The organism is Curtobacterium sp. NPDC098951 (genome assembly GCF_044759965.1).
Taxonomy (GTDB): Bacteria; Actinomycetota; Actinomycetes; order Actinomycetales; family Microbacteriaceae; genus Curtobacterium.
This window is the reverse complement of record NZ_JBIWAG010000003.1, coordinates 595,614-611,522: the sequence shown is the minus strand read 5'-3', so window position 1 is coordinate 611,522 and position 15,909 is coordinate 595,614. Positions and strand designations below refer to the sequence as shown.

The following is a 15,909-nucleotide window of genomic DNA, read 5'->3' as shown; positions in this document are numbered from 1 at the left end:
CGGTCACAGGTTCGGGTCGGCGAGCCACCGGACGCGGACCCCGAAGGGATCGGAGACGGCCGCGGCCACACCGTCGAGCGACGCGGTCGCGAACGCGCCCGGATCGGCGGGGTCGACGTCGTCCGGCAGGGTCCGGGCGACCCCGGCGAGGATCCCCGTGCGTTCCAGCGCGATCCAGTGCACGCCGCGTTCACGCATGCGGTCGACGACGCGCTGGCGGTCCGCCCCGGGGACGTACACGAGCGTCCCGGTGGTCAGGACGACCGGGGTGACGTCGTCCGGCAGGGCGTCGAGTGCACGGTCAAGGTCGCCCGGCAGGGAGCCCCGGATGCGGACGGGAGGCACGGCGAGCGTCGCGCGCCGCGCCTCGCGCATCAGGGCGGTGCGGTCCGTCGCCTCGGGCGGGACGGCCTCGACGAGCCGGTCGAACGCCCTGGGTCGAGCCAGGTCGATCGGGTTCGGGTCGAGGGCGACACGCGCCCGGACGTCGATCGGACCCGCTGCCGGAGCCGGCACGGCCCCGCGGGCCTCGGCGACGAGGTGCAGGGCGGGTTCCCCGGGCGCGGTGTGCATCCGGACGACCGCGGTCCGCGCCCCCGGCCGGACACCGCGCCCCGTCGTTCCGGGGTGCACGGTTCGCCGCGGGGCGCGATCGGCGTCGGTGCGGACGACGTAGTCGAGCGTCACCCGGTCCGGGATCGAGCAGAGCCCCGCCGCCGCACCGGCGTCGACGAGGCCGAGCGGACCGCCGACCCGCGCGGCGAGCGCCGCGAAGAGGGGAACCACCGGGGCGAGGCGTCGCGGGTCGTTCGCCTGCACCGTTGCGGAGGCGAGGGCCGAGACCAGGGCGGGTCGCGCCTCCCGGACCAGCGTGCGGAGCGCACCGGCGTCGGCCGGGTCCGCACCCAGGCGGCGGGCGACCGCGAAGAGGAGCTCCGGCTGCCGCTTCGACTCCGGGACCTCGGCGAGCGCGGCGACCACCCCGTCGTCGAGCGAACGCGCCCACGCGGCGTACGTCGGCGACGTCGGAGCGATGCGGTCCGCGTAGGCGGCGTACCGGGCGCGGGTGTCCATCAGCGCCCGGTCGGGGTGACACCGGGGCGGTGCATGCCGACGTGCCGGATGCCGGCCTCGTCGTACGGCTCCCCGAAGCGGCTGAAGCCGTGGCGTTCGTAGAGCCCGGCGACGTACTCCTGGGCGTGCAGCACGAACGGCTCGTGTCCGTGGGCGTCGAGCACCGCGGCGACGAGTCGACCGGCGATCCCGCTCCCGCGGTGCGCGGGGTCGGTGGCGACCCGACCGATCACCCAGGCGGGCGCCGCGGCACCGTCGGGGTGCACCTCGTCGGCAGCCGGACGGATGAGCCGCAGGTACCCAACCGCATCGTCGTCGGTGCCGAACCACCAGTGCTCGGTGTCCGGTTCGCGGTCACGGCCGTCGAAGTCCTCGGCCGTCACGCGTTGTTCGAGTGCGAACACGCGGTTCCGGAGCACCACGATGCCGTACAGTTCGTCCGTCGTGAGACGGTCCCAACGGGCGTGGTGCACGGAATGTTCGGACATCGTCTGGAGTTTACCGAAGTGGTCGTCCGACAACGGCCCGAAGTGGTCGTCCGGCAACGGCGACGAGAGCAGGAGGAAGCAATGGCATACAACGTCGACAAGTCCGACGCCCAGTGGCGCGAGGAGCTCTCCCCGGACCAGTACGCCGTCCTCCGGCAGGCCGGGACGGAGCGCCCGTGGACGGGTGAGCTCCTCGACGAGGAGCGCGCCGGCGTCTACACCTGTGCGGCGTGCGGCGCGGAGCTGTTCAAGAGCGGCACGAAGTTCGACTCCGGCTGCGGCTGGCCGTCGTTCTACGAGTCGGTCGACCCGGACGCGGTGCAGCTCCTCGAGGACAACTCGCTCGGCATGGCCCGCACCGAGGTCCGCTGCGCCAACTGCGGCTCGCACCTCGGCCACGTGTTCCCCGACGGGTTCGGCACGCCGACGGGTGACCGCTACTGCATGAACTCGATCTCGCTGAACTTCTCCGAGAAGAGCGAGTGAGGCACGCGCCGCTCCGCGGGTGAGGCACGCGCCGCTCCGCGGGTGAGGCCCGACGCGTCCGCCGCTAGGATGGGCGCGTCAGCCGGCATGGCGCAATTGGTAGCGCACCGTACTTGTAATACGGGGGTTGCGGGTTCGAGTCCCGCTGCCGGCCCCGACGACGAAGGCCCCGGGTGGATGCACCCGGGGCCTTCGGCGCGTCGGGACGCGGATCAGGGGCGTTCCGAGCGCTCGACACGGTAACCAGCCGGTCGTTCCAGCGATCGTGGCACCGGTGACGACGCAGTGTCCACACCCGTCGTCAAGCTCGCGGGAAGCCGCACGCGTTCCTCGGAGGACGCTCAGCGCCCGCCGGTGATTTTCCGCTCCCGCTGGGCGACGCCGGCGGTGCCGTACGGGTAGTCGTCGATGCGCGGGGCGCTGACCTCGGTGAGCCGGGCGAGCTCGGCGTCGTCGAGCACGAGGTCGGCGGCGCCGAGGTTGTCCTCGAGCTGCGAGACGGTGCGGGCGCCGAGGATGACGCTCGTCACCGCCGGTCGGGCGAGCAGCCAGGCCAGGGACACCTGCGACCGCGAGGCACCGTGCGCGTCGGCGATGTCGGACACCGCGTCGAGGACGGCCCAGGTGCGCTCGTCGCCGTTCCGGGCCTCCCACGCCTCCATGCCGCGCGACGGGTTCTCGCCGAGGCGCGTCGCGCCGGTGGGGGCCTCGTCGCGCTGGTACTTGCCGGAGAGCCAGCCGCCGGCGAGGGGCGACCACGGGAGCAGACCGATGCCGGCGTCGAGGCACGCCGGGACGATCTCGTGCTCGATGTCGCGCACGAGCAGGTTGTACTGCGGCTGCAGGGTCACGGGCGGAGCCCACCCGTGCGCCTTCGCCTCGTACACGGCCTTCGTGATCTGGTACCCGAGGTAGTTCGAGAACCCGTAGGTGCCGATCTTGCCGGCCGCCACGGCGTCGTCGAGGAAGCGCAGGGTCTCCTCGATCGGGGTGAGGGCGTCCCAGGCGTGCATCTGGTACAGGTCGATGTGGTCGACGCCGAGCCGCTCGAGCGACGCGTCGAGCGCCACCCGCAGGTGCCGGCGGGACAGTCCGAGGTCGTTCGGCCCGTCGCCCTGCGGGAAGCGCCCCTTGGTCGCGAGGACGACCTGCTGCGCCTCGGTGGGGTGCGCGGCGAGCCACCGCCCGATGATGCGCTCCGACTCGTTGCCGGAGTACACGTCCGCCGTGTCGACGAGCGTGCCGCCCGCGGCGACAAACGTGTCGATGATGGTGTGCGAGGTGGGTTCGTCGGCTTCGCTGCCGAACGTCATGGTGCCGAGGGTCAGCGTCGACACCGATGTCCCGCTGTTGCCGAGGAGTCTGTAGTCCATGGCCGGGACGGTACGCGCGGCCGAACGTGCCCGCGAGGACCTGCGAGTACCCCTCAGCGCGCGGCGGACACGTCCGGGTCCGTCAGGAACGCGATCGCGGCGTCCCGGAAGGCCCGGGAGGTCGGCGCGTTGAAGTGGTTCCGCCCCGGGATCTCGAAGAAGGACGCGTCGGGCGCGGCCGCCGCGAGCCGGACGGCGCTGTCCTTGATGCCGTCCTCGCTGCCCGCGGCCATGAGCACCGGCTGCGCGGGGGCGTTCCCGGGCGTCGGTTCGATGCTGTCGCGCATCCCCTCGACCATCGCCACGAGCGCGCCGAGGTCGTTCCCGTCGACGTTCCCGGCCATCGTGAGGTAGCCGTTCGTCACGCGGTCCTCGATCGGCGTGCCGTCGGCGAGGTACGCCTTGGCCTGGTCGACGCGCACGCGGCGCATCGGGTCGGCGTCCGGGATGCCGCCGAACACCGCGCGGGTGATGCGGTCCGGCAGTCGTTCGGCCGTGTGCCAGCCGACGCGGGCGCCGAGCGAGTACCCGAGGAACGCGACGTCGTCGAGCAGGTAGGTGTCGATCACGGCGGTGACGTCGGCCACGAGCAGGTCCATCGAGTACGCGGACGGGTCGCGCGGCTTCGACGAGGCGCCGTGCCCGCGCTGGTCGAGGGCGACGACGCGGTGGCCGGACCGGACGAGGTCGCGCGTCCAGCCGGAGGCGTGCCAGTTCAGCAGCGCCCCGGAGGCGAACCCGTGCACGGCGACGACCGCCGGTGCCTCGGGGTCGCCGAAGTCGTAGGTCGCGATCTTCAGCCCGTCGGGTGACATCACGACGCGGGGACGGGGCGCTTCGGGGACGAGTGACATGTCCCCTCCAGGCTACCGGCGCAGGGTGGTCGGCATGGACGGCTACGGCGGCGATCAGATCCGGGCGGCGGAGCGGCCGCACCTCGACGCGGGTGAGCCCCTCATGCAGCGTGCGGCGGACGGGCTGGCCCGGATCGTCGGGGACCTGCTCGACGACCCGGCCGTGCGTCCGGGAGACGGCCCGGGGTCGGTCCTGCTGCTGGTGGGCAGCGGCGACAACGGCGGTGACGCCCTGTTCGCGGGTGCACGCCTGGCGGCGGACGGGAGGCGCGTCACCGTCCTGCGCGTCGGCTCGCGGGTCCACGCGGCCGGCCTGGCAGCGGCGCTGGACGCCGGCGCCCGGCTCGTGGACGACCCGTCGGGTGCGCCGGGGCAGGCCCGCCCGGCGGCGGACGTGCTCGCCGCCGTCGCCCGCTGGGGCGACCGTGGTCCGGCGGCGGTCGCGACCGACGCCGCGCTCGACGCCGACCTGGTGCTCGACGGGATCCTGGGGATCGGCGTGCGGGGTGCCGCGGCCCTCCGCTCCCCGGCGCGCGAGGTCGTGGCGGCGGTCCGGCAGCTCGCACGGGACCAGCGCGCGCCGTTCGTGGTCGCCGTCGACGTGCCGAGCGGGATCGACGTCGACACCGGAGCGATCGCGGACGACCACGTGCTGCAGGCGGACGTCACGGTGACGTTCCGGGGTGAAGGCCGGGCTCCTCCGCGGACCGGGCGCGACGCTCGCCGGTCGGATCGAGCTGGTCGACGTCGGGATCGGTGCGGACCTGCAGGCCGTGGAGCCGCTGGTCCGCACCTGACGGTTCAGACCCCGCCGGCGTCCACGCCGTGCTCGACGTCGGGACGCGCCTCGAGCCAGGTGTCGACGAAGTGCCGGTAGTTCGCGGCGATGAGCCCCTCGGCCGCCTCGGTGTCGAGGTGCTCGCGGACGACGTCGTCGAGCGGTTCCTCCCAGTTGCTGCGACCGATCGCGAACCCGACGAACCCGTCCACCGGCGCGGCGGTCCGCAGCCAGTGGTCGAGCTGCTCCGCGGGGGCGTCCCGACCGAGGACGATGCACTGCACCCGGTCGCGGCCGTCCCGACGGACGGTCCGGACGACGCGCTCGGCGTCCGCGCGCGTGTCGAGGCCCTCGAGCTTCCACACGTCCGCCTCGACGCCGTGGTCCTGCAGGTACTCGACGACCTGGACGACGAGGTCCGGGCGGAGGTCGCGGTCGTAGTCCTCGACCGACGCCCGCTGTTCGTCGGTGGCCGGTACGAGCAGCTCGACCAGGAAGGGCCGCCCCGCGTCGTGCAGCGTCGCGGCGACCCGGGCGAGGTCGGACGCCTGCCGCTCCCGGCGGTCCGCGTCGAAGTCGGGGTTGTCCCGGACGAGCACCTTCACCCAGTCCGGGTCGAACGCGTCCACGTGGGCGGTCCAGTCGTCGCCGTACTCGAGTTCGAACCACTCGCGGCCCGACCGCTCGATCGGCATCGCGAGCTGGAGGCCGGCCTCCTTGGCGAGCCGGGCGACGTCGGCGCCGTAGCGCTCGTCGACGAGGACGCCGGTGCGGTCACGGGCGGCCCCGGCGGCGAGCGCCGTGAGGACGCCGCGGTACACGAGCTGCTTGCCGGCGCGCACGCGCTCGGCCTCTGGTTCGTCCCGCGGCTCGCCGCCGGACTCGTCGTAGGTGTGCTCGAGGAGCGAGGAGCGCTGGTCCATCGCGAAGAGGAACAGGGGGTGTGATTCGTCGAGGACGGGCATGTCCTCCGGTCTACTCCCGGCACCGGGCACGATGTCCCGGGCATCCGTACATTCGGGGCATGACGTTCAACGACGACTCCGAGCTGCAAGGCGGCAAGGTCACGCGGCGCGGGCGCGGGCGCGGCGCTGCGATCGGCGGCGGGGCGGTCGGTGTCGGCGCCATCGTCGTGTTCCTCATCGCACAGTTCACCGGCGTCGACCTGACGGGGTTCATCGACGGGGGCGGTGGGACGACGCAGATCCAGCAGGAGGGCGGGACCGTCGACGCGGCCGCCGAGTGCCGGACCGGTCGTGACGCGAACCTGCAGATCGAGTGCCGCATGGAGGGTGCCGCCGAGTCGCTCGACGGCTACTGGACGGCCGAGTCGCGGAAGCTCGGCATCGCCTACACGACCCCCGGGTTCGTCCTGTTCGACGGGTCGACGAGCACCGGGTGCGGGCAGGCGTCGGCGTCGACCGGTCCGTTCTACTGCCCGCCGGACCGGGCGATCTACCTCGACACCGCCTTCTACGACGACCTGCAGTCGACGTACGGCTCGTCCGGTGGCCCGCTCGCCCAGATGTACGTCGTCGCGCACGAGTGGGGCCACCACGTCCAGCAGCTCCAGGGCACCTTCGCGAACACCGACCGCTCCGGGACCGGGGCGTCGTCCGGCAGCGTCCGCGTCGAACTGCAGGCGGACTGCTACGCGGGTGCGTGGGTCGGCGACGCCGCGACCACGAAGGACGCGGACGGCCGGACCTTCTTCGAACCGATCACCCGGAGCCAGGTCGAGGACGCCCTGTCCGCCGCGAGTGCCGTCGGCGACGACAGCATCCAGGAGCGGTCGAGCGGCCGGGTGGACCCGGACTCGTTCACGCACGGGTCGAGCGAGCAGCGGCAGAACTGGTTCCTGCGCGGCTACCAGCGCGGCGCCACGGCGTGCGACACGTTCAGCGTGCCGGGTTCGTCCCTGTAGGCCGGGCCGGACCCGCTCAGTTCGACGGGGTGGCGCTCGGCGTCCGGGACGCGGTCGGGGTGGCGCTCGGCGTCGGCGTCGGGGTCGGCGTCGCGTCGGTCGCGCCGGCCGCCGTCACCACGAACGTCCGGAAGTCGTCGTTCGTGATCGGTGACGTGAGCTCGTAACGCTGCCCGTTCACGAGCACGAGGGGCGTGCCCGGGAACTCCTGGAGCGACGAGCCGGGGATGTCGCCGCTCGTCACCGCGGTGGTCCGCTCGTCGATCCACTTGCTGTACGTCTGGTCCTCGATGCACTTCGTGATCGCGGAGCGCTTCTGCACGCCGTCGACACCCGTGACGACCTTGGTCAGCTGCGCGTCGGTGAGGCCGGCGGTGCCCTCCTCCGGCTGCTTCGCGAACAGCGCCTGGTTGACGGCGAAGAACTGGTCCGGCGAGTTGTCGGCGACGCAGGCGGCGGCGTTGGCGGCACGGAGCGAGTACTTCGTGCCCTGCGACCGGTTCGAGAGGATCGCGATCGGGTGGATGTCGACGGTCGCGGCCCCGGAGTCGACGAGGTTCTGGATGTACTCGCCGTTCGCGTCCTCGAACTGGCCGCAGATCGGGCAGAGGTAGTCGATGTACATCGTGATGCGCACGGAACCGGCGGCGTCGGTCGAGGTCGGGGCTGGCGACCCGGACGTCGGCGTGACCGCCTTGAGGTCCTGCCCGATGGTGATGCCGCCCTGCGACGTGTTTGCCGGGCCGGGGCCGGCAGGCTGCACCGAGTCGACGAGCACGAGGGTCACGACCGTCGCGGCGGCGAGCAGGACGGCACCGATGCCGATCTGCAGGCCGAGTCGGAGTCCGCGCTGGCGGCGCTTCTGCTGGGTACGGGCACGCTGGGCGCGCTGTCGGGCGGCTTCGCGTCGTTCGTTCCGCGCGGCGCGGGCGTCACCCTCGGGGCGGTTGGTCATGCGTCGAGTGTCCTCACGTTGATCGTCGTCCGGACGGCCTCCCCCGCGGGCCGGACGGACCCGCCGATCGTACCGGGGCCCGGTGGGAACCACCCAACCAGGTGTGAACGCTGGCGTTCCAGGGAGAGATCGTGTTGTATGAACCTCGATGGTCGACGGCGACCATCCGGGGCCCCCCACGGGCAACCGCTTCACTCGGATCGTCCGGCACGTACCTGCCGGTGAAGGAAGGACCGAACGCTCATGGCGTCCGTCACCTATGACAAGGCAACCCGTCTCTACCCCGGAGGCAACCGTCCCGCGGTCGACTCCCTCGACCTGGACGTCGCCGACGGCGAGTTCCTCGTCCTCGTCGGCCCCTCGGGCTGCGGCAAGTCCACCTCCCTGCGCATGCTCGCCGGCCTCGAAGAGGTCAACTCCGGCGCGATCCGCATCGGCGACCGCGACGTCACGGACGTCCCGCCGAAGGACCGCGACATCGCGATGGTGTTCCAGAACTACGCGCTGTACCCGCACATGACCGTCGCCGAGAACATGGGCTTCGCGCTCAAGATCGCCGGCGTCGGCAAGGACGAGCGCGCCACCCGCGTGCAGGAAGCCGCCAAGCTCCTCGACCTCGAGCAGTACCTCGGCCGCAAGCCGAAGGCGCTCTCCGGTGGTCAGCGTCAGCGCGTCGCGATGGGCCGCGCGATCGTCCGTCAGCCGCAGGTGTTCCTCATGGACGAGCCGCTGTCGAACCTCGACGCCAAGCTCCGCGTCCAGACCCGCACCCAGATCGCCTCGCTGCAGCGTCGCCTCGGTGTCACCACGGTCTACGTCACGCACGACCAGACCGAGGCCCTCACCATGGGTGACCGCATCGCGGTGCTCAAGGACGGCATCCTGCAGCAGGTCGGCTCGCCGCGCGACCTCTACGAGAAGCCGAACAACGTGTTCGTCGCCGGCTTCATCGGCTCGCCGGCCATGAACCTCCTGCCGGCCGACGTGGTCGAGGGCGGCATCAAGTTCGGCACGCTCAACCACCCGATCGACCGCGACACGCTCTCGAACGCGCGTTCCGGCCAGATCACCGTGGGCATCCGCCCCGAGGACGTCGTCGTGGCACAGTCGGGCGAGGGCCTGCCGGTCACGGTCGACGTGGTCGAAGAGCTCGGCGCCGACGGCTACCTCTACGGTCACGCCGACGTCAACGGGTCGCGCGTCGACATCGTCGCCCGCGTCGACGGGCGTTCGCACCCGTCGATCGGTGACACGATCGTCGTCACGCCGAAGCAGGGCCACGTGCACGCATTCGACACCGAGTCGGGCGAACGCCTCGACGACAAGGCCGTCGTCAGCGCGTAACGCTGGAAGGTCCCAACAGGAGGCGCGGTGCCAGCTGGCACCGCGCCTCCCGTCCGTCGCACACGTACCAGAGGAACCAACCGTGCCCGACTCGATGTCCATCACCGCCGCCACCGTCGACCCCGGACTCCTCGACCTGCCGTGGGACCTCCCGCTGGCCGACTGGCCGGACTCCACGATCGTCGCGCTCCCGAAGGGCATCTCCCGGCACCTCGTCCGGTTCGTGCAGCTCGGCGGGTACGTCGTCGCCGTGAAGGAGACCGGTGAAGAGGTGGCGCGCTCGGAGTACGAGATGCTCCGCACGCTGCAGCGCATGGACGTGCCGTGCGTCGACCCCGTCGCGGTGATCACGAACCGGGTCAGCGCCGACGGCGAGGCCCTGCACCCCGTCCTCGTCACCCGACACCTGCGCTTCTCACTGCCCTACCGCGCCCTGTACTCGCAGACGCTCCGACCCGAGACCGCCACCCGCCTGGTCGACGCCCTCGCGCTCCTGCTCGTCCGGCTGCACGTCATCGGCTTCTACTGGGGCGACGTCTCGCTCTCGAACACGCTGTTCCGCCGCGACGCCGGAGCCTTCGCCGCGTACCTCGTGGACGCCGAGACCGGCAAGCTCTACCCCGGCGGCCTGTCGAACGGGCAGCGGGAGAACGACCTCGAGGTCGCGCGCGTGAACATCGCCGGCGAGCTCCTCGACCTCGAGGCCGGCGGTCGCCTCGACGAGAACGCCGACGCCGTGGACGTCTCGAACCGGATCGTCGCGCAGTATCGGACGCTCTGGAAGGAACTCACCGGCACCGAGCAGTTCGACGTCCGGGAACGCTGGCGCATCAACGACCGGGTCGAACGCCTCAACGCGCTCGGCTTCGACATCGAGGAGCTGTCGATCCACACGACCGAGGGTGGGTCGCAGGTCCGCATCCAGCCCAAGGTCGTCGACGCCGGCCACCACCAGCGACGGCTGCTGCGTCTGACCGGCCTCGACGCCGGCGAGAACCAGGCGCGACGGCTCCTCAACGACCTCGACTCGTACCGGGCGCGCAACGGCCGCGACCTCCTCGACGAGGAGATGGTGGCGCACGAGTGGGTCTCGCGGGTGTTCGAGCCGGTGATCCGCTCGATCCCGCGCGACCTGCGCGGGCGGCTCGAGCCGGCCGAGGTGTTCCACGAACTGCTCGAGCACCGCTGGTTCATGTCCCAGGAAGAGGAGCGCTCGGTGTCGCTCCCCGAGGCCACGACCGCGTACATCAACGACGTGCTCCGGCACCGCCGCGACGAGCGGCTGCTGATCAACCCGCCGACGTCCTCGATGACGCTGCCGATCCCGGTCGTCGACGACGCGGCGGAGTCCGAGGACGTCGAGGACTGGCGCGCCGGCGTCTGACGCGCGCCCGCTCCCCGCGCCGCGCCGCGCAGACGCGGAAGGCCCGCTCGCGATTCCGCGAGCGGGCCTTCTCTGTCACGTTCGTGCGATCCGAGCGGCAGATCCTGCCCGACGGACGTCGCGCAGACGGCGTGTCCTGCACGCTCGCCGGACGATCGCGGGGCGCCGGACGTGCGCGGCTACTCGGCGCGACGGCGCCGGGCGACCTCCCACAGGGTGACACTCGCGGCGATGCCCGCGTTGAGGGACTCCGTCGCGCTCGAGATCGGGATCGAGACGATCGCGTCGCAGGTCTCGGTGACCAGGCGCGACAGCCCCTTGCCCTCGGACCCGACGACGATCACGATCGGTCGGTCGGCGAGCGCGAGGCCGTCGAGTTCCACGTCACCGTCGCCGTCGAGGCCGAGCACGAACAGGCCCATCGACTTGAGCGACTTGAGCGTCTGCGTGAGGTTCGGGGCCATCGCCACGGGCGTGCGGGCGGCGGCACCGGCGCTGGTCTTCCACGCCGACGCGGTCACGCCGACGGACCGACGCTGCGGAACGACGACACCGTGGCCGCCGAACGCCGCGGTGGAGCGGATGATCGCACCGAGGTTGCGCGGGTCGGTGATGCCGTCGAGGGCGACGAGCAGCGGGACCTCGTCCTTCGCGAACGCCCGCTCGACGACGTCCTCGGCCACGGCGTACTCGTACGCGGGGACCTTGAGCGCGACGCCCTGGTGCACGCTGTCGTGTCCGGTGATGCGGTCGAGCTCCGGACGCATGATCTCCATGATCGGGACGCCGCGGTGGTTGGCGAGCGCGAGGATCTCCTTGACGCGGTCGTCCACCTCGATGCGGGCGGCGATGTAGAGCGTCGTCGAGGGGGTCTTCGTGCGCAGGGCCTCGAGCACCGAGTTGCGGCCGGTGACCAGCTCGGAGTCGTCGGTCTTGCGCTGCGGCGGGCGGCCGGAGCGCTGCTGCTGCGAGCTCGACGCGCCGTGACGCCCACGGGCTGCCTCGAAGCGCTCCTTCGCGGCCTTGCGCTTGCCGGCGGGGTGGTACGGACGGTCCTCGGCCTTCGGGGTCGGCTTGCGACCCTCGAGCGCCTGTGCGCCCTGGCCGCCGGAGCCGACCTGCTTGTTGCCCTTGCGGCCTGAGCGGACGGCGCCCGGCCGTCCCTTCTTGCTGCCCGAGACGTTCTTCATTGCTCTCTCCTGTCCGGCACTGCCGTTGTCAGGCGATGCTCCAGCGTGTACCTGCTGCGGTGTCTTCGATCGTGATGCCCGCGGATGCGAGGTCGTCGCGCACGCGGTCCGCCGTGGCGAAGTCGCGTGCCGCCCTGGCGTCGGCGCGCTCCTGCACGAGGCGTTCGACGAGTGCTGCGAGCGGTGCGGCCGATGCGTCGTGGCCGCCGCCCGACCAGTGGGCGGCTCGCGGGTCGATGCCGAGCACTTCCACCATCGCAGCCACCTGATGGTACGCGGTTCCGAGCGCATCCGCATCGTCCGCGTCCAGGGCGGCGTTCCCGGCGCGCACGGTCTCGTGCAGCACGGCGAGGGCCTGTGGCACCGAGAGGTCGTCGTCCATCGCCGCAGCGAAGGCATCGGGCACACCCGGGGCGTCGGCCAGGTGGACGCCCTCGAGCCGCGCGGCGGCCCGTGCCAGGAATCCGTCGATGCGGTCGAGCGCCGCCTCGGCCTCGGCCAGGGAGCCGTCGTGGTGGTCGATCGACGAGCGGTAGTGCGCGGCGCCGAGGAAGTACCGGACGACCACGGGCCGAGCGGACCCGAGGAAGTCGGCGGCGAAGATGGAGTTGCCGAGCGACTTCGACATCTTCTGCCCCTCGACGGTCACGAGCCCGTTGTGCAGCCAGTAGGACGCGAACGCGTCCCCCGCAGCCGTGGACTGCGCGAGCTCGTTCTCGTGGTGCGGGAAGCGCAGGTCGAGACCACCGCCGTGGATGTCGAACGCCGGGCCGAGGTACCGGCGGGACATCGCCGAGCACTCGATGTGCCACCCCGGTCGGCCGGGTCCCCAGGGCGAGTCCCAGTTCGCGGTCGACGGCTCACCCGGCTTGGCACCCTTCCAGAGCGCGAAGTCCCGGGGGTCGCGCTTGCCGCGGGGGTCGGCGTCGGCGGCCTCGACCATGTCCTCGCGGCGCTGCCGGGTGAGCGCACCGTAGGACGCCCAGCTGCCGGTGTCGAAGTAGACGTCGCCCGAGCCGTCGGAGGCGGCGTACGCGTGCCCACGGTCGATGAGCCTGGCGATGATGTCGTGCATCTGCGGCACGCTCGCCGTCGCCCGCGGCTCGTACGTCGGGGGCAGGATGCCGAGCGCGTTGTACGCGGCCGTGAACTCGAGCTCGACGCGGTAGGCCCGTGCGAACCACGGCTCGTCGGTGCCGGCGGCCAGGTCGAGCACCTTGTCGTCGATGTCCGTGACGTTCCGCACGAGCGTGACGTGCAGGCCGCGGTGGGTGAGCCAGCGGCGCCAGATGTCGTACACGAGGGCGGAACGGAGGTGCCCGATGTGCGGCGACGACTGCACGGTCGGACCGCACACGTACATGCTCACCTGTCCGTCGACCAGCGGGACGAGGTCGACGACGGCAGCGGCGCGGGAGTCGTAGAGGCGAACGGTCACGCCCCCAAGCCTAGGACGTCAGGCCGCCCGGACGACGGACGTCATGTCGCCGGGACGACGGACGTCATGCCGCCCGGACGACGGCCGTCGCGATCGCGGCGAGCCCCTCGCCGCGCCCGGTGAAGCCGAGACCGTCGGTCGTGGTGCCCGAGACCGCGACCGGGGCTCCGACGACGGCTCCGAGCGCGTCCTGCATCTCGGTGCGTCGGGCGCCGATGCGCGGGCGGTTCCCGATGACCTGCACGGTGACCGACATGGGGACGAGTCCGGCGGACGCCAGCATCGCGACCGCGCCCCGGACGAAGACGTCACCGGACGCACCGGCGTAGGCGGGATCCGAGGTGCCGAAGGTCCCGCCGATGTCGCCGAGTCCGCCCGCCGAGAGCAGGGCGTCGCAGACCGCGTGCGCGACCGCGTCCCCGTCGCTGTGCCCGGAGAGCCCGGGCTCGCCGGGGAAGTCGAGCAGCCCCACCCGGCACGGTGAGGCGTCGTCGAACGCGTGCACGTCCACCCCGAGGCCGACCCGGGTGTGTACGGGCGCACTGCTGCGGGCGCGGACGATCGACTCGGCGCGGCCGAGGTCCCACGCCGTGGTGATCTTGAAGGCGTCGGCGTCGCCCGGGACGGACCGCACCGTGCCACCGGCGGCCTGGAACACCCCGGCGTCGTCGGTCTCGGCGCGCTCGGACACCGCGTACGCCCGCCGGAGCGCTCCGAGCGGGAAGCCCTGCGGGGTCTGCACCCCGACGAGCGCCGCGCGGTCGACGGTCTCGACGACGACGTCCCCCTCGACGCGCTTGACGGTGTCCGTGACGGGCAGCGCGGGGACGAACCCGGCACCGGCACCGGCAGCGAGCGATCCGGCCACCGCGTCGAAGACCCGCTCGAACTGGGCGGCCGGCGTCAGGCACCGCGCCGCGTCGTGCACCAGCACCGCGGTGACGGTGTCCGGCAGCACTGCCAGGCCGGCCTCGACCGAGGCATGGCGATCCGCGCCTCCGGGGACGACGGCCGTGTACGCGACCGCAGCCCCGGCGACGGACGCGACCAGCTGTCGGCAGTCGTCGAGGAGCGCCGCCGGCGCGACCACCACGACGAGCGTCGGCGACGGCAGGGCGAACAGCGGCTCGAGCGCCCGCGCGAGCATCAGCGTGCCGGCCACGGGGACGAACGCCTTGGCCGTCCCGATGCCGAGCCGGGTGCCGGAACCGGCCGCAACGACGACGACCGCCCTGTCCACCCCGGAGGGGAACAGAACGGTCGGGGTCGTGTTCAGTGGTTCGGTGCGCTCAGGAGGCGAGGACCTCGTCGAGGACGGTCGATGCCTTGTCCTCGTCGGTCTTCTCGGCCAGCGCCAGCTCGGAGATGAGGATCTGGCGCGCCTTGGCCAGCATCCGCTTCTCACCCGCGGACAGGCCGCGGTCCTGGTCGCGACGCCAGAGGTCGCGGACGACCTCGGACACCTTGATGACGTCGCCGGAAGCGAGCTTCTCGAGGTTCGCCTTGTACCGGCGCGACCAGTTGGTGGGCTCTTCGGTGAAGGGGGCACGCAGGACCTCGAACACCTTGTCGAGGCCTTCCTTGCCGATCACGTCACGGACCCCGACCAGGTCGACGTTGTCCGCCGGGACCTCGATCGTCAGGTCACCCTGGGTGACCCGCAACTTCAGGTAGACCTTTTCCTCACCCTTGATGACGCGCGTCTTGACTTCAGAGATGGTTGCCGCCCCGTGATGGGGGTAGACGACGGTCTCGCCGACCTCGAATTGCATGTATCAGGCTCCGTTCCGAGACACCCAGTTTACCACAAGCGTTGTTCGGGTAATGGGCTCGTGACACCTGGCACCCGCGCTCATCGGTAGGATGGATCCGGACCGTCCGGTCCACATCGTGATCTTCCGGAGGAATCTCTTGCGAGCTCGGGTACTCGTGTCCGTCGCCGTTGCGGCAACCATCGCGCTCGGCGCCACCGGCTGCGAGTTCATGTCGCCCGCACAGACGGCCGAGATCAAGCAGATCACCGACGGCGTCAACGTCACCACGGGCAAGGTCGACATCCGCAACGCCCTCCTCATCGCCGACGACTCCGAGGGTGCCCGCTTCGTGGGCACGCTCGTGAACAACGGTGGCGAGGTGACGCTCTCGATCGAGGTCGGCGGCGACACCCAGACCGTGACCGTCCCGGCGAACACGCACATCGACCTCGGCGGTGCCGCCGAGCCCTCCGAGCAGGCCACCACGTCGACGCAGAACGACAACGGCACCACGCAGGGCACCGCCGCCGGCGAATCGCGCGAGGTCGTCTTCGACGACGCCGACACCAAGCCGGGCTCCCTCGTCAAGGTCTACTTCTCGTACTCGGGCGCCGAGGGCGTCTCGGCGAGCGTCCCGGTGCTGACGAGCCAGCAGGAGGAGTACGCGACCCTCGCGCCGACCTCCTCGCCGGAGCCGACCAGCGAGATCACCTTGCCGGTCGAGACCCCCGAGGCCACGCCGTCGGACGACGCCACCGGCAAGTAGGCGGACAGCCGCACGCACCGGAGGCGGGGGGGGGGGGGGGGGGGGGGCGCGCCCCCCCCCCCCCCCCGCCCCCCCCCCCCCCCGCCCCGGGGGCCCCCCCC

The 15,909-nt window shown here is 72.1% G+C and carries 16 protein-coding genes and 1 tRNA gene; 7 read left to right on the top strand and 10 right to left on the bottom strand.

Features of this window, described 5'->3' with window-relative positions; all coding sequences use genetic code 11:
- Nucleotides 1–3: 3 nt before the first annotated feature.
- Nucleotides 4–1,074 carry a DUF2332 family protein gene (locus tag ACIQUC_RS11965; RefSeq protein ID WP_402267063.1) on the bottom strand — a complete coding sequence of 357 codons (1,071 nt, stop codon included), beginning with the start codon at nucleotides 1,072–1,074 and terminating at the stop codon, nucleotides 4–6.
- A complete protein-coding gene (locus ACIQUC_RS11960; RefSeq protein ID WP_402267061.1) occupies nucleotides 1,074–1,562 on the bottom strand; it encodes a GNAT family N-acetyltransferase in 489 nt (162 codons plus the stop codon). Before ACIQUC_RS11960 ends, ACIQUC_RS11965 begins: the two co-directional genes overlap by 1 nt.
- Before the next feature lie 81 nt (nucleotides 1,563–1,643).
- Between ACIQUC_RS11960 and msrB the strand changes: the two genes are divergently transcribed.
- Together msrB and ACIQUC_RS11950 are read left to right on the top strand one after the other, a co-directional pair.
- Entirely contained in the window at nucleotides 1,644–2,048 is a 405-nt protein-coding gene (gene msrB / locus ACIQUC_RS11955; protein WP_022906611.1) for a peptide-methionine (R)-S-oxide reductase MsrB, read from the top strand.
- An 81-nt stretch (nucleotides 2,049–2,129) separates the two neighbouring features.
- Nucleotides 2,130–2,202, top strand: a tRNA-Thr gene (locus ACIQUC_RS11950).
- A 187-nt stretch (nucleotides 2,203–2,389) separates the two neighbouring features.
- Here the strand turns inward: ACIQUC_RS11950 and ACIQUC_RS11945 are convergent.
- Nucleotides 2,390–3,421 carry an aldo/keto reductase gene (locus ACIQUC_RS11945; RefSeq protein ID WP_022906612.1) on the bottom strand — a complete coding sequence of 344 codons (1,032 nt, stop codon included), beginning with the start codon at nucleotides 3,419–3,421 and terminating at the stop codon, nucleotides 2,390–2,392.
- 53 nt (nucleotides 3,422–3,474) lie between these two features.
- Nucleotides 3,475–4,275 (bottom strand): alpha/beta fold hydrolase, encoded by an 801-nt coding sequence (locus ACIQUC_RS11940; RefSeq protein ID WP_402267057.1) that lies wholly within the window; start codon nucleotides 4,273–4,275, stop codon nucleotides 3,475–3,477.
- Nucleotides 4,276–4,309: 34 nt separating this feature from the next.
- Between ACIQUC_RS11940 and ACIQUC_RS11935 the strand changes: the two genes are divergently transcribed.
- The gene (locus tag ACIQUC_RS11935; protein WP_402267054.1) at nucleotides 4,310–5,152 is read left to right on the top strand and encodes an NAD(P)H-hydrate epimerase; all 843 of its coding nucleotides are present in this window, start codon (nucleotides 4,310–4,312) and stop codon (nucleotides 5,150–5,152) included.
- Here the strand turns inward: ACIQUC_RS11935 and ACIQUC_RS11930 are convergent.
- Nucleotides 5,077–6,018: a 2-deoxy-5-keto-D-gluconate 6-phosphate aldolase domain-containing protein gene (locus tag ACIQUC_RS11930; RefSeq protein WP_402267051.1), complete on the bottom strand. Its 942-nt coding sequence runs from the start codon at nucleotides 6,016–6,018 to the stop codon at nucleotides 5,077–5,079. The genes ACIQUC_RS11935 and ACIQUC_RS11930 overlap by 76 nt on opposite strands.
- 59 nt (nucleotides 6,019–6,077) lie before the next feature.
- On the opposite strand from ACIQUC_RS11930, the gene ACIQUC_RS11925 reads away from it, so the two are divergent.
- Nucleotides 6,078–6,977 carry a neutral zinc metallopeptidase gene (locus ACIQUC_RS11925; RefSeq protein ID WP_402267049.1) on the top strand — a complete coding sequence of 300 codons (900 nt, stop codon included), beginning with the start codon at nucleotides 6,078–6,080 and terminating at the stop codon, nucleotides 6,975–6,977.
- Nucleotides 6,978–6,993: 16 nt separating this feature from the next.
- Here ACIQUC_RS11925 and ACIQUC_RS11920 read toward each other — a convergent pair whose 3' ends face one another.
- A complete protein-coding gene (locus ACIQUC_RS11920) occupies nucleotides 6,994–7,932 on the bottom strand; it encodes a thioredoxin domain-containing protein (RefSeq protein ID WP_042723716.1) in 939 nt (312 codons plus the stop codon).
- A gap of 243 nt (nucleotides 7,933–8,175) precedes the next feature.
- Between ACIQUC_RS11920 and ACIQUC_RS11915 the strand changes: the two genes are divergently transcribed.
- Both ACIQUC_RS11915 and ACIQUC_RS11910 read left to right on the top strand, forming a co-directional pair.
- Nucleotides 8,176–9,276, top strand: a complete 1,101-nt coding sequence (locus tag ACIQUC_RS11915; RefSeq protein WP_022906618.1) for an ABC transporter ATP-binding protein — start codon at nucleotides 8,176–8,178, stop codon at nucleotides 9,274–9,276.
- A gap of 82 nt (nucleotides 9,277–9,358) precedes the next feature.
- Nucleotides 9,359–10,660, top strand: coding sequence for a DUF4032 domain-containing protein (locus ACIQUC_RS11910; protein ID WP_402267045.1), 1,302 nt, complete (start codon nucleotides 9,359–9,361; stop codon nucleotides 10,658–10,660).
- Between the two features lie 179 nt (nucleotides 10,661–10,839).
- Here the strand turns inward: ACIQUC_RS11910 and rlmB are convergent, their stop codons facing one another.
- From rlmB to ACIQUC_RS11890, 4 genes are all read right to left on the bottom strand, one after another.
- Nucleotides 10,840–11,850, bottom strand: a complete 1,011-nt coding sequence (gene rlmB, locus ACIQUC_RS11905; RefSeq protein WP_022906620.1) for a 23S rRNA (guanosine(2251)-2'-O)-methyltransferase RlmB — start codon at nucleotides 11,848–11,850, stop codon at nucleotides 10,840–10,842.
- 28 nt (nucleotides 11,851–11,878) lie between these two features.
- A complete protein-coding gene (cysS, locus tag ACIQUC_RS11900) occupies nucleotides 11,879–13,288 on the bottom strand; it encodes a cysteine--tRNA ligase (RefSeq protein WP_402267041.1) in 1,410 nt (469 codons plus the stop codon).
- 64 nt (nucleotides 13,289–13,352) lie between these two features.
- Nucleotides 13,353–14,528 (bottom strand): 2-C-methyl-D-erythritol 2,4-cyclodiphosphate synthase, encoded by a 1,176-nt coding sequence (gene ispF, locus ACIQUC_RS11895; RefSeq protein ID WP_402267038.1) that lies wholly within the window; start codon nucleotides 14,526–14,528, stop codon nucleotides 13,353–13,355.
- A 49-nt stretch (nucleotides 14,529–14,577) separates the two neighbouring features.
- Nucleotides 14,578–15,060 (bottom strand): CarD family transcriptional regulator, encoded by a 483-nt coding sequence (locus ACIQUC_RS11890; RefSeq protein ID WP_017888066.1) that lies wholly within the window; start codon nucleotides 15,058–15,060, stop codon nucleotides 14,578–14,580.
- Nucleotides 15,061–15,217: 157 nt separating this feature from the next.
- On the opposite strand from ACIQUC_RS11890, the gene ACIQUC_RS11885 reads away from it, so the two are divergent.
- Nucleotides 15,218–15,808, top strand: a complete 591-nt coding sequence (locus ACIQUC_RS11885) for a hypothetical protein (RefSeq protein ID WP_022906623.1) — start codon at nucleotides 15,218–15,220, stop codon at nucleotides 15,806–15,808.
- Nucleotides 15,809–15,909: the final 101 nt, after the last annotated feature.

What these genes read in the sequence shown, in the direction of transcription:
- ACIQUC_RS11965 (WP_402267063.1), bottom strand. Translation starts at nt 1,074, where the DNA reads ATGGACACCCGCGCCCGGTACGCCGCCTACGCGGACCGCATCGCTCCG.
- ACIQUC_RS11960 (WP_402267061.1), bottom strand. Translation starts at nt 1,562, where the DNA reads ATGTCCGAACATTCCGTGCACCACGCCCGTTGGGACCGTCTCACGACG.
- msrB (WP_022906611.1), top strand. Translation starts at nt 1,644, where the DNA reads ATGGCATACAACGTCGACAAGTCCGACGCCCAGTGGCGCGAGGAGCTC.
- ACIQUC_RS11945 (WP_022906612.1), bottom strand. Translation starts at nt 3,421, where the DNA reads ATGGACTACAGACTCCTCGGCAACAGCGGGACATCGGTGTCGACGCTG.
- ACIQUC_RS11940 (WP_402267057.1), bottom strand. Translation starts at nt 4,275, where the DNA reads ATGTCACTCGTCCCCGAAGCGCCCCGTCCCCGCGTCGTGATGTCACCC.
- ACIQUC_RS11935 (WP_402267054.1), top strand. Translation starts at nt 4,310, where the DNA reads ATGGACGGCTACGGCGGCGATCAGATCCGGGCGGCGGAGCGGCCGCAC.
- ACIQUC_RS11930 (WP_402267051.1), bottom strand. Translation starts at nt 6,018, where the DNA reads ATGCCCGTCCTCGACGAATCACACCCCCTGTTCCTCTTCGCGATGGAC.
- ACIQUC_RS11925 (WP_402267049.1), top strand. Translation starts at nt 6,078, where the DNA reads ATGACGTTCAACGACGACTCCGAGCTGCAAGGCGGCAAGGTCACGCGG.
- ACIQUC_RS11920 (WP_042723716.1), bottom strand. Translation starts at nt 7,932, where the DNA reads ATGACCAACCGCCCCGAGGGTGACGCCCGCGCCGCGCGGAACGAACGA.
- ACIQUC_RS11915 (WP_022906618.1), top strand. Translation starts at nt 8,176, where the DNA reads ATGGCGTCCGTCACCTATGACAAGGCAACCCGTCTCTACCCCGGAGGC.
- rlmB (WP_022906620.1), bottom strand. Translation starts at nt 11,850, where the DNA reads ATGAAGAACGTCTCGGGCAGCAAGAAGGGACGGCCGGGCGCCGTCCGC.
- ACIQUC_RS11890 (WP_017888066.1), bottom strand. Translation starts at nt 15,060, where the DNA reads ATGCAATTCGAGGTCGGCGAGACCGTCGTCTACCCCCATCACGGGGCG.